The sequence below is a fragment of the Enterococcus sp. FZMF genome, from assembly GCF_030263915.1.
GTDB classification, from domain to species: Bacteria; Bacillota; Bacilli; order Lactobacillales; family Enterococcaceae; genus Enterococcus_D; species Enterococcus_D casseliflavus.
This window is the reverse complement of the sequence record NZ_CP127160.1, coordinates 2372501-2385917: the sequence shown is the minus strand read 5'-3', so window position 1 is coordinate 2385917 and position 13417 is coordinate 2372501. Positions and strand designations below refer to the sequence as shown.

The following is a 13417-nucleotide window of genomic DNA, read 5'->3' as shown; positions in this document are numbered from 1 at the left end:
CATTTTTGGAGGGATTTCAATGTATTCACAGCTCACCACCTTAAGCGCCTATTCGTTGCTGCAAAGTACGATCAAAATTCCTCACTATATAGAGCAAGCCAAAAAGATGGGCTATCAGACGTTGGGTCTGACCGATCATAATGTTCTCTATGGCGCGGTCGAGTTTTATCAGCAATGCCTAGCACAGGGCATCAAGCCGATTTTTGGCGCTTTGTTCGACTGTACCTTCGGAGAGGGATCAATGTCCTTTCCGTTGTACGTATTTGCAAAAAACCTCAAGGGCTATCAAACCTTGATGCGTTTATCAAGTGAAAAAATGATCACCGAGCAGTTGAATTTGGCTGCTTGTGATTCTTTGCAGGACCTCTTTGGTTTGCTGCCTGAAGGCGAGGGGTTTCTGCCTTCTCAGCACGATGATCTAGAAGCCAATCAAGAAGCACTGCGAGCAATCAGCCATAAATTTGATTCTGAGAGCTTGTTTTTAGGTATTACTAGCAAGGGGCTAGATCCAGAAACGATCGCTTGGTTTAACGAGCAAAACATTGCACCATGTGCCTATCAACCAATCGCGGCTTTAGCACAAGAAGAAGCCTTTGCAGTCAAAGTGATGACGCATATCAAAGAGGGCTCGCAAATTGAAGACTTTCGTCAGGCTAAAGAGCAAGAGGCTGCGCAGCTTTTTCTACAAACAGCAGACCAACTGACCGCGGCATTTGAAGAATGGTCGCAGGCATTGATGAATAATCAGCGGATTGCAGCTGAATGCGCCGTCGAGCTGCCGCTGCATCAGCGGCTGTTGCCTCATTACCCGCTACCAGCCGAAGAAAGCGCTGCGGACTATTTGCGGAAAATTTGTTTTGAGCGTCTGCCTCAGCGTGTTGCCCACGTTACATCGGCGTACGAACAGCGTTTGGATTATGAGTTGTCCGTCATCCATAAGATGGGCTTTGATGACTATTTCTTGATTATTTGTGACGTCATGGACTTTGCCCACCAACAAGAGATCGTTACCGGCGCTGGACGGGGATCGGCTGCTGGCGCACTGGTGGCATATGTTTTATCGATCACCGACGTGGATCCAATCAAATACGATCTTTTGTTTGAACGATTCTTGAATCCAGAACGTTACACGATGCCTGATATTGATTTAGACATTCCTGACAATCGCAGAGACGAGATTTTACAGTATGTGCGCCAAAAATACGGGCAAGAATATATGGCACAGATTGCGACGTTTGGCACCATGGCGGCCAAAATGGTTCTGCGAGATGTTTCTCGTGTCTTTGGTCTTTCGCAAAGTGAAGCCAATCGCTGGTCAAAAGCCATCCCCAATGCCTTGAAAATGACCTTAGATCTTGCTTATGAACAATCCAATCAGCTGCGAGAATTGGTGTCGTTTAATGAGCGAAACCACGTAATGTTTCAAGTCGCCAAAATTTTAGAAGGCTTGCCACGTCACGTATCGACTCATGCCGCTGGTGTGGTGATCAGTGACAAGAATTTGCTTGATCTGGTTCCCTTACAAGAAGGCAGCGATGGGATCTGGCTGACCCAATTTACCATGAATGACGTAGAAGCCATCGGCCTATTGAAGATGGACTTTTTAGGCTTGAGAAACTTATCGATCATTGATAATACCTTGAAAGGCATTAAACGAATCAGCCAACAAATCGTTACCCAAAAGGAGATTCCTCTTGATGATCCAGCAACATTGCGCTTGTTTCAAAAAGGCGAGACCGCAGGGATCTTCCAATTTGAATCAGCAGGGATACGCAATGTGCTGCGTAAGTTAGGACCAGAAAGCATCGAGGATATTGCCGCAGTCAATGCCTTGTATCGTCCAGGACCGATGCAAAATATCGATACCTTTATTAAGCGGAAAAAAGGACAAGAGCGTGTCTCTTATCCAGATGACAGCTTGATTCCGATTTTGCAAAACACTTACGGAATCATTGTCTACCAAGAGCAGATCATGCAGGTAGCTTCCAAAATGGCTGGTTTCAGCTTAGGACAAGCAGATATTTTGCGTCGAGCAATCAGTAAAAAGAAAAAAGACGTCTTGGATGAGGAACGTCGTCATTTTGTGCAAGGCGCCTTAGCCAATCAGTACGATGAAAAGACCGCCAATTTGGTCTATGACTATATCGAGCGGTTCGCCAATTATGGGTTTAATCGATCCCATGCGTTTGCCTATTCCTTTATCGGCTTTCAAATGGCCTATCTGAAGGTACACTATCCCGCACCATTTTTTGCTTCGATCCTACACTCGGTACGCAACACCGCCAGCAAAATGAAAGAATATTTAAATGAAGCCGCACGTTATGGCGTAGAAGTACTGCCGCCTTCGATCAATGCCAGTGGGTTTAGTTTTCAACTGCAAAATGAAAAACAAATTCGTTTTGGTTTCAGCAGTATCAAAGGAATCCGACGCGACATGATCCAAGACATTTTGGCAGAAAGAAAAGAGCATGGTAATTTCACGTCTATGGATCAATTTTTGCTTCGCTTGAATCAGCGGAACAGCAAATGGTTAAAATTGGATTATTTATTGCCGCTTTTGAGCATCGGCGTATTCGATGGGATCGCCCCCAATCGAAAACAAGCACTGATCCAGCTAGAAGGAAAGATCCAAAACATTACTTATAGTGGCGGCAGTTTGGATCTCTTAGAAACTATGGCATTAAAAGAAGAAGCCGTTGCCGATTACAAACTAGAAGAAAAACTTGCTTTGGAAGAAGAATACTTAGGTGTTTATTTGTCTGGCCATCCCGTGGAACAGTTTCAAAAATTGCACCAATTAAAACAAATCACTGATATTGCTGATCTGGTTCCGAATGAACGGGTGCGTATCCTTTTATATGTGCGCAAGATTCGAGAGATTCGAACGAAAAAGGGCGAACAAATGGCGTTTGTCGAAGGAACAGATGCCAGCAAAGAAGTGTCAGTAACGATTTTTCCCATCGTTTATCGACAAGTACGTTCCTTGATTGAAGAAAATGCTGTTCTCTACATCGAAGGAAAGGTCGAGGTAAGTCGTTACAATGGTGAAATCCAACTCATTGCTGATAAAATAGACTTAGCAGAAAACGTTCAAAATAAAATTGCGTCACAAACTTGTTACTTAAAGATTTCTGCTGAAGCTGAAACGTCGCACCTGCAAGCATTGTCGAAGGAAATGAAGCAGCATCACGGAAATATTCCAGTGGTGATGTTCTATGAAAGCAGTGGCAAAAAAGTGTTATTGGCAGAAGAAAACTGGGTGACGGATGAGCCGAACTTTGTCAAACAACTGATCGCATTATTAGGAAATGGAAATGTAATTTTCAAGTAATTTTCCGAAAACAGTAATTCGACTTACACTTTTTTCAACTTTTTCCCACTATTTCAAGACATTTTCATGGAATAATGGTAGAATATGTCTCGTGGTTATTACTTGAAAACTAGCAAACAGGGGCTTCCCTAAACAAAATCTTTTGATGAGGTGAAAGAATAATGAAACGCATTGGAATTCTAACCAGTGGCGGCGATGCACCAGGAATGAACGCAGCGATTCGCGCAGTTGTCAGAAAGGGTATTTTTGACGGACTTGAAGTATACGGAATCAACTATGGCTATGCCGGACTAGTCGCAGGCGACATTCGTCGCTTAGATGTTGCTGATGTTGGTGACAAAATTCAACGTGGTGGAACATTCTTATATTCAGCACGTTATCCAGAATTTGCGACACAAGAAGGACAATTAAAAGGAATCGAACAATTAAAGAAATTTGGTATCGAAGGACTAGTCGTGATTGGTGGAGATGGATCTTACCATGGTGCGATGGCACTTACTCGCCACGGTTTCCCAGCGATCGGGATTCCAGGAACGATCGATAATGACATTCCAGGAACAGATTTCACGATTGGTTTTGATACAGCGATCAATACTGTCTTGGAATCGATTGACCGGATCCGTGATACAGCGACATCCCATGTCCGCACATTCGTGATCGAAGTAATGGGTCGTGGTGCTGGCGATATCGCTTTATGGTCAGGTGTGGCCGGGGGTGCGGATGAAATCATCATCCCAGAACATGATTTTGACATGCAAGTTGTTGCTGATCGTATCCGTGAAGGACGCGACCGCGGGAAAAAACATTGCTTGATCGTTTTAGCCGAAGGTGTGATGGGCGGAAATGAATTTGCTGACAAACTTTCTGAATACGGCGATTTCCATACCCGTGTATCCATTCTAGGACACGTTGTCCGGGGTGGTTCACCAAGCGCTCGTGACCGTGTGTTAGCAAGTAAATTTGGTTCATATGCCGTTGAATTATTGCAACAAGGCAAAGGCGGTCTATGTATCGGTATCGAAAACAATGAAATGATTGCTTCTGATATCATCGATACCCTTGAAAACAATCGTCACAAACCAGATCTTAGCTTGTATAACTTGAACAAAGAAATCTCATTCTAAAGAGATTTTTAAAGCAACGCAACAGTAATTTTGTAAAAAAAGCTTATTAGCTATTTTAAATAAATGAATAGGAGCGTTTAGTAATGAAAAAAACAAAGATCGTAAGTACATTAGGACCAGCAAGTAACAGTGTGGAAATTATTTCTCAACTGATTGAAGCCGGTGCGAATGTCTTCCGCTTTAACTTCTCTCATGGAGATCATGAAGAACAATTAGCGCGTATGACAATGGTTCGTGAAGCCGTAAAGAAAACTGGTAAAGATGTCGGTATCCTTTTAGATACAAAAGGTGCTGAAATCCGTACAACTGTACAAAATACGACAGAAGCAGACTTTGGTCGTGCTGGATACATCCAATTCAACGTTGGCGATGAAACACGTATTTCAATGGATCCAGAACACAAAGGAACAAAAGAAAAAATTGCTGTAACTTATCCTGGTTTATTTGAAGATGTTCATGTGGGCGGACACATCTTGTTTGATGATGGCTTGATCGACATGGAAATCAAAGAAAAAGACGAAGCAACCCGTGAATTAGTGGTTGTCGTTAAAAATGCTGGAATGTTAGGATCACGTAAAGGGGTCAATGCTCCTGGCGTATCAATCAGCTTACCTGGTATTACTGAAAAAGATGCAGAAGATATCCGTTTTGGTCTTGACAACGATATCGACTTCATTGCCGCTTCATTTGTACGTAAAGCGCAAGACGTTTTAGAAATTCGTGAAATTTTAGAAGAAAAAGACATGACTCATGTGCAAATCTTCTCTAAAATCGAATCACAAGAAGGTATCGATAATATCGATGAAATCATCAAAGTTTCTGATGGTATCATGGTTGCCCGTGGTGATATGGGTGTTGAGATCCCTGCTGAAGAAGTACCAATGGTTCAAAAGAGCATCATCAAAAAATGTAACGCTGCTGGTAAATCAGTTATCACAGCAACACAAATGTTAGAATCAATGCAACAAAACCCACGTCCAACTCGTGCAGAAGCTTCTGACGTTGCCAATGCTGTCTTTGACGGTACTGATGCAACAATGCTTTCTGGTGAGTCAGCAAACGGTGACTACCCTGTTGAAGCAGTAGCAACAATGGCACGTATCGACGTGGAAGCAGAAAAAGCTTTATCAGAAAACAGCACTTTCCAAATCAACCAATTTGATAAAACAGATGTAACGGAAACAATCGGTTTATCTGTTGCTCGTGCAGCGAAAAACTTAGGGGTTAAAACAATCGTTGCTGCCACTGAATCTGGCTACACTGCAAAAATGATCTCTAAATATCGTCCAGATGCTGACATTTTAGCTGTCACATTTGACGAACGCACAAAACGCGGCTTGATGCTTAACTGGGGTGTGTACCCAACCGTTGCTGAAAAACCATCAACAACTGATGAAATGTTTGAATTAGCAGCAAAACAAGCAGTTGATTTAGGCTTTGCTAAAGAAGGCGATCTAATCTTGATCACAGCCGGTGTTCCTGTTGGTGAACGCGGAACAACCAACGTAATGAAGATCCAATTGATCGGATCAAAATTGCTTGAAGCGCAAGGAATTGGTGAAAAATCAGTTGTTGCCAATGCCGTGATCGCTCACAGTGCCGAAGAAGCAATTGCGAAAGCAAAAGATGGCATGATTTTAGTTGTACCAACAACAGATAAAGAATATATGCCAGCAATCGAAAAAGCAGCAGCTTTAGTTGTTGAAGATGGCGGCTTGACTTCTCATGCAGCAGTTGTCGGAATCGCGAAAGATCTACCAGTGATCGTTGGTGCCAAAGACGCAACAACAACCATCAAAGATGGCGAATTGGTTACTCTTGATTCTCGTCGCGGTATCGTTTATCGTGGAGAAACAACAGCGATCTAATGATTTTTAACGATTGATCAAGCAACAGGCAAGTGCACGTTGTGCGCTTCCTGTTGTTTTTTTGAGAGTGTCGAAATCCCTTGAGAAAAGGCATTAAAATGACACGATCAAAAATGAAAAAGGTGTCAAGAAAATTTCATTGACAAAGCCTCAGAAGCCCTGTATAATTGCTTTTGTTGCTTAGGGGTGATAAAAATGAAATGGTCTTTATTGGAATTAAAAAAATACCAAGAGACACCGCTGATGTTTGAAGAAACACTTGACCTAAAAAGTCAACTGATAAAACGCGATGGACAGATCATTGATTTGTCTCCTGTAAAAGTAAAAGGGCTGATGAGTGTTGATAAGCAAGGATACTTGCTGCACTATCAAGTGGAAACGACGATGACATTGCCATCTACTCGTTCTTTGACACCTGTAGCGATTCCTTTTGATTTTTCAGTGGATGAACAATTCATGACACCAGAGCAATTTCAGCGTCGCGATGAAACGATCGTCGAAGAAGAAGTTTTGATCATTGAAGGTCAAACCATCAGCTTAGATGAATCGGTCGCTGATAACCTATTACTTGCGATTCCTTTGCAAGTCCTGACAGAAGAAGAAAAACAAGGTTCAGCAATGCCATCTGGCAACGATTGGGCTGTTTTGTCAGAAGAAGACTTTGCAAATCAAAAAGAAGCGCAAGCTCAACAAGTTGATCCTCGTCTTGCAAAATTATCCGAATTATTCAATGAATCAGATGACGATAACGCGTAGGATTGGAATAAATTGCAGCCTCAAGGTTGCGTTCATTAACAAGGAGGTGTAGCAAAATGGCAGTACCAGCTAGAAAAACTTCGAAAGCGAAGAAAGCAAAACGTCGTACACATTACAAATTGACAATCAACGGTTTGAACGAATGTGCAAACTGTGGTGAAATGAAAAAAAGCCACCATGTCTGCTCTAACTGTGGTCATTACGATGGCAAAGACGTAGCAACAAAAGAAGCATAATTCCTTTTTTTCAGAAAGAGGATTCTAAAACCTTAGGCTAACCATGGAGCCTGAGGTTTTTTTGTTTTTTTTGGAAAAGATGGAACTTTTCAGAAATATTTTTTGTCCATCGAAAGAGAATAGTTCAAAAGCAGGTACATTTGCGCTATAATGAAAAAGATAATTGAATCTTAGGAGGATGAAAGATGACAAAACAACAAATCGGCGTTGTCGGTATGGCTGTTATGGGCAAAAACTTAGCGTTGAACATCGAAAGCCGCGGTTATTCAGTTGCCTTATTTAACCGTACTGGTTCAAAGACAGAAGAAGTAGTAAAAGAACATCCAGATAAAAATTTTAAAGCAACTTATACGATAGAAGAATTTGTTCAATCAATTGAAAAGCCACGTCGTATTTTATTAATGGTAAAAGCAGGATTTGCGACGGATGCTACGATCCAAGAACTATTGCCTCATCTAGACAAAGGCGATATTTTGATCGATGGCGGAAATACCTTCTTTAAAGATACTGTTCGTCGTAACGAAGAGTTGGCAAACTCAGGAATCAACTTTATCGGTACGGGTGTTTCTGGTGGAGAAGAAGGCGCCTTGAAAGGTCCTTCAATCATGCCTGGTGGTCAAAAAGAAGCATATGAATTGGTTGCACCGATCTTGGAACAAATTTCAGCAAAAGCTGAAGATGGTACACCTTGTGTAACTTATATTGGACCAAATGGTGCAGGCCATTACGTAAAAATGGTTCATAATGGGATCGAGTATGGCGACATGCAGCTGATTGCGGAGTCTTATGACTTGATGCAAAACATTTTAGGTCTATCTGTTGATGAAATGGCTGATATCTTTGCCGAATGGAACAAAGGTGAATTGGATAGCTACCTAATTGAGATCACAGCGGATATCTTGACACGTAAAGATGATCAAGGAACAGGCAAACCGATCGTTGATGTGATCTTAGATTCTGCAGGCAATAAAGGAACTGGGAAATGGACGAGCCAAAGTGCCTTAGACCTAGGTGTTCCATTACCATTGATCACTGAATCTGTTTTTGCTCGCTATATCTCAGCTTACAAAGAAGAACGGGTCAATGCCAGCAAAGTATTACCGAAACCAGTAGCGGTTGCTTTTGAAGGGAACAAAGAAGAATTTATCAATAAGATCCGTGAAGCCTTATACTTCAGTAAAATCATGAGCTATGCACAAGGTTTCGCGCAATTACGTACAGCATCAAAAGAGTACGATTGGGATCTTCCTTTTGGTGAGATTGCCAAAATTTGGCGTGCAGGCTGTATCATCCGTGCGCAATTTTTACAAAAAATCACGGATGCTTATGACAAGAACGCTGACATCGAAAACTTATTATTAGATGATTACTTCAAAGACATCACGAAACGCTATCAATCTTCTGTACGTGAAGTAGTTGCGCTAGCTGTCCAAGCGGGTGTCCCTGTGCCGACGTTCTCCTCTGCGATCGCGTACTTTGATTCGTATCGTTCTGATCGTTTGCCAGCGAACTTGATCCAAGCACAACGGGATTACTTCGGCGCGCATACGTATGAACGGACAGATAAAGAGGGAATTTTCCATTATTCATGGTATGACGAAGCGTAAGCTTTAAGAGAATCCAAAAGAGAAAGGCCGAAAGTGAGAACTTTCGGTCAATCTCTTTTTTATTTTTTAGATACATGATAAAATAAGACAGATAATGTCTAATTTAAAGGCAGAATAATCAATAAAGGGGCTATCAATAATGAGTAATATTCTAATCATTGAAGATGAAAAGAACTTAGCTCGATTTGTGGAATTAGAATTGAAGCATGAAGGATATAATACCGAAGTTCATTACAACGGACGGACGGGACTGGATGCTGCGCTGAATAATGAATGGGATGCAATCTTATTGGATCTAATGCTTCCAGAGCTAAATGGGTTAGAAGTTTGCCGACGTGTGCGTCAATCGAAGAACACCCCGATCATCATGATGACCGCGAGAGATTCTGTGATTGATCGAGTATCAGGTTTGGATCATGGTGCTGATGATTATATTGTGAAGCCTTTTGCAATTGAAGAATTGCTGGCACGCTTACGCGCGTTGCTTCGCCGTATCGATATCGAAGGGGACAAAAACGTCGCAAAACAAACCACGATCACTTACCGCGATCTAACGATTGAAAAAGAAAACCGTGTCGTTCGACGTGGAACAGATGTCATTGAACTAACGAAACGCGAATATGAGCTATTGTTGACTTTAATGGAAAACGTCAATGTCGTTTTAGCCAGAGATGTTTTATTAAACAAAGTCTGGGGCTATGAGACAGAAGTTGAAACCAACGTTGTCGATGTTTACATCCGCTACTTACGGAATAAAATTGATGTACCAGGGGAGGAAAGCTATATCCAAACCGTTCGTGGTACAGGTTATGTGATGCGGTCGTGAACCTTAAAAAAAGAATGAAAAAATTAAAAGAACTGAAGGGGCCTTCTTTAACTGTAAAGTGGGCCTTCGCAAGTTCTTTCTTTATATTCGTCGTATTTACGATCTTTGCTGTGATCACCTATAAAACATCGGTGAATTTGATCGTCGCTAAAGAAGAAAACAATGTGGAGCGGACGATGTCAGAGGTTGCTTCTCGTTTAGCCAATTCGGATCAAGAACTAACATTGGTTCGGACGTATCGTAATTTAACCAAAAATGATGCGGGGACGACGAGCATTTATGATCGCACTTCAACGATCGATGGCAACTTAATGAAAATCGATTCCTTTATTTCGGAATTAGGCCAAGCGCCGTTGAGCTTGTTTGTTTATAATTTGAATGAGGATCTTGTGTTTAAAACCCATGAGAATGATTTAGCACTGATCGACACGCAGCGTAAAGCGCCAACCATCGTAACGCTGGATGGTATCACAGGCTTTCTCTCGATCCAACCCATCTATTCAAAAGGCACCAGAGAGCGGATTGGCTATGCACAAACCTTTTATGAATTGACTTCTTTTTACGAAATACGCAGCAAACTGCTGCTGACTTTGATTATCTTAGAAGTCGTTTCTCTGATTCTTAGTAGTGTGCTTGGGTTCTTTTTATCAGCGTATTTCCTTCAGCCGTTAAAGGTCTTGCGAGATACGATGGAAACCGTTCGGAAAAACCCGCAGTCAACGGTGCATATGCCAGAATTAAATACGAATGATGAACTGTCTGATTTAGCAGATATCTTTAACGAAATGCTGGATCGCATGCGCCTATACATTGAACAGCAAGAGCGATTCGTCGAAGACGTTTCTCATGAGTTGCGAACGCCTGTGGCGATCATTGAAGGACATATGAATCTGTTGCAGCGTTGGGGAAAAGACGATCCAGAGATTTTGGATGAGTCTCTGGCAGCCAGTATGCAAGAGATCAGTCGGATGAAGACGCTAGTACAGGAAATGTTGGATCTCTCAAGAGCGGAACAAGTGGATGTTCATTATGCAAATGAAACAACCAATGCAAAAGAAGTTGTCTATCAAGTCTTCAATAACTTTAAAATACTGTATCCGGATTTTGTTTTTACATTGGATGATGACTTATACCATGAGTTGAAGCTGAAAATCTATCGCAATCATTTTGAACAGATCATTATTATTGTCTTGGATAACGCAGTGAAATATTCCACTGATCGAAAAGAAGTTCATCTATCCATTTCGTTGGATCGGCAATCCTTTGAAATTGCCATTCAAGACTTTGGTGAGGGAATCTCCAAAGAAGACCTCGACAAGATCTTTAATCGTTTCTATCGGGTAGATAAAGCCCGTGCTAGAACCAAAGGCGGAAACGGGCTAGGGCTCTCTATTGCGAAACAGTTATTGGAAAGCTATAAAGGAAAAATTTCAGCAGAGAGTGTCATCGGTCAAGGAACGATCTTTCGAATCTATATACCGATCGTCCAATCAGAAAATCGGACGAAAAGAGAACGTTAGGCGAAAAGCTTAAGTTCTCTTTTTTTATCCATTAATGATAGATTTAACCGCGAAATACTTCTTATAAACGAACGTTCGAATCGTTTGACAATGAATAATTCGCTTATAAAAATAGTTGCCAAAAAGCCTATTTTTTTAGTTGATTTTTCCTTTAAGAATTGCTATATTATTACTTGTCCTTGTTAAGACATTTGTAACAAACACTGATTGATCTTTTTTGAAATTAGTTGTTGACGAAACATTTTACAAGTGTTATTATAACAAAGTCGAAAAAATATCATCTCTGAAAAACCTAATAAATCAAAAAAACTTTTCAAAAAAGTGTTTGACATATAACGGTTGAGATGGTAAGATATAAAAGTCGCTGAGGTTAAGAAAGAAGTTAAATAACAACTTCTTAAAAAAACTTTTTAAAAAAAGAGTTGACAAACAAACGTCGCTCTGATATGATATAAAAGTTGCTAACACAGCACGGTAGACCTTTGAAAACTGAACAAAGCAAGCAAACGAACCAATGTGTAGGACGTTTCAATTTATTGAAACAAATACATGCAAGCAATAGCTAGCAAAGTTAATTTTTATGAGCTTAATGACCGTATGGTCATTCAAACAAATCATTATGAGAGTTTGATCCTGGCTCAGGACGAACGCTGGCGGCGTGCCTAATACATGCAAGTCGAACGCTTTTTCTTTCACCGGAGCTTGCTCCACCGAAAGAAAAAGAGTGGCGAACGGGTGAGTAACACGTGGGTAACCTGCCCATCAGAAGGGGATAACACTTGGAAACAGGTGCTAATACCGTATAACACTATTTTCCGCATGGAAGAAAGTTGAAAGGCGCTTTTGCGTCACTGATGGATGGACCCGCGGTGCATTAGCTAGTTGGTGAGGTAACGGCTCACCAAGGCAACGATGCATAGCCGACCTGAGAGGGTGATCGGCCACACTGGGACTGAGACACGGCCCAGACTCCTACGGGAGGCAGCAGTAGGGAATCTTCGGCAATGGACGAAAGTCTGACCGAGCAACGCCGCGTGAGTGAAGAAGGTTTTCGGATCGTAAAACTCTGTTGTTAGAGAAGAACAAGGATGAGAGTAAAATGTTCATCCCTTGACGGTATCTAACCAGAAAGCCACGGCTAACTACGTGCCAGCAGCCGCGGTAATACGTAGGTGGCAAGCGTTGTCCGGATTTATTGGGCGTAAAGCGAGCGCAGGCGGTTTCTTAAGTCTGATGTGAAAGCCCCCGGCTCAACCGGGGAGGGTCATTGGAAACTGGGAGACTTGAGTGCAGAAGAGGAGAGTGGAATTCCATGTGTAGCGGTGAAATGCGTAGATATATGGAGGAACACCAGTGGCGAAGGCGGCTCTCTGGTCTGTAACTGACGCTGAGGCTCGAAAGCGTGGGGAGCGAACAGGATTAGATACCCTGGTAGTCCACGCCGTAAACGATGAGTGCTAAGTGTTGGAGGGTTTCCGCCCTTCAGTGCTGCAGCAAACGCATTAAGCACTCCGCCTGGGGAGTACGACCGCAAGGTTGAAACTCAAAGGAATTGACGGGGGCCCGCACAAGCGGTGGAGCATGTGGTTTAATTCGAAGCAACGCGAAGAACCTTACCAGGTCTTGACATCCTTTGACCACTCTAGAGATAGAGCTTCCCCTTCGGGGGCAAAGTGACAGGTGGTGCATGGTTGTCGTCAGCTCGTGTCGTGAGATGTTGGGTTAAGTCCCGCAACGAGCGCAACCCTTATTGTTAGTTGCCATCATTTAGTTGGGCACTCTAGCGAGACTGCCGGTGACAAACCGGAGGAAGGTGGGGATGACGTCAAATCATCATGCCCCTTATGACCTGGGCTACACACGTGCTACAATGGGAAGTACAACGAGTTGCGAAGTCGCGAGGCTAAGCTAATCTCTTAAAGCTTCTCTCAGTTCGGATTGTAGGCTGCAACTCGCCTACATGAAGCCGGAATCGCTAGTAATCGCGGATCAGCACGCCGCGGTGAATACGTTCCCGGGCCTTGTACACACCGCCCGTCACACCACGAGAGTTTGTAACACCCGAAGTCGGTGAGGTAACCTTTTTGGAGCCAGCCGCCTAAGGTGGGATAGATGATTGGGGTGAAGTCGTAACAAGGTAGCCGTATCG

Annotated in this window: 8 protein-coding genes and 1 rRNA gene (1 of these 9 only partly in view); all 9 read left to right on the top strand. The window is 42.5% G+C overall.

What is annotated here, in order from left to right; translation table 11 throughout:
• The first annotated feature begins 19 nt into the window (after positions 1–19).
• The gene (gene dnaE, locus QN079_RS11570) at positions 20–3331 is read left to right on the top strand and encodes a DNA polymerase III subunit alpha (protein WP_289229785.1); all 3312 of its coding nucleotides are present in this window, start codon (positions 20–22) and stop codon (positions 3329–3331) included.
• Between the two features lie 161 nt (positions 3332–3492).
• Entirely contained in the window at positions 3493–4455 is a 963-nt protein-coding gene (gene pfkA, locus QN079_RS11565) for a 6-phosphofructokinase (protein WP_081117192.1), read from the top strand.
• 83 nt (positions 4456–4538) lie between these two features.
• On the top strand, positions 4539–6323 hold the full coding sequence (gene pyk, locus QN079_RS11560; RefSeq protein ID WP_005229179.1) for a pyruvate kinase: 1785 nt from the start codon (positions 4539–4541) through the stop codon (positions 6321–6323).
• Positions 6324–6518: 195 nt separating this feature from the next.
• Positions 6519–7079 carry a YceD family protein gene (locus QN079_RS11555; protein WP_010749661.1) on the top strand — a complete coding sequence of 187 codons (561 nt, stop codon included), beginning with the start codon at positions 6519–6521 and terminating at the stop codon, positions 7077–7079.
• A gap of 56 nt (positions 7080–7135) precedes the next feature.
• Positions 7136–7315: a 50S ribosomal protein L32 gene (gene rpmF / locus QN079_RS11550; RefSeq protein ID WP_005229191.1), complete on the top strand. Its 180-nt coding sequence runs from the start codon at positions 7136–7138 to the stop codon at positions 7313–7315.
• A 185-nt stretch (positions 7316–7500) separates the two neighbouring features.
• Positions 7501–8922, top strand: a complete 1422-nt coding sequence (gene gnd / locus QN079_RS11545; protein WP_289229784.1) for an NADP-dependent phosphogluconate dehydrogenase — start codon at positions 7501–7503, stop codon at positions 8920–8922.
• A gap of 139 nt (positions 8923–9061) precedes the next feature.
• On the top strand, positions 9062–9748 hold the full coding sequence (locus QN079_RS11540; RefSeq protein WP_005229193.1) for a response regulator transcription factor: 687 nt from the start codon (positions 9062–9064) through the stop codon (positions 9746–9748).
• Between the two features lie 14 nt (positions 9749–9762).
• Complete coding sequence (locus tag QN079_RS11535; RefSeq protein WP_289229783.1) at positions 9763–11268, top strand: HAMP domain-containing sensor histidine kinase; 1506 nt, start codon at positions 9763–9765, stop codon at positions 11266–11268.
• Between the two features lie 615 nt (positions 11269–11883).
• A 16S ribosomal RNA gene (locus QN079_RS11530) occupies positions 11884–13417 on the top strand; it runs 26 nt beyond the window's last position.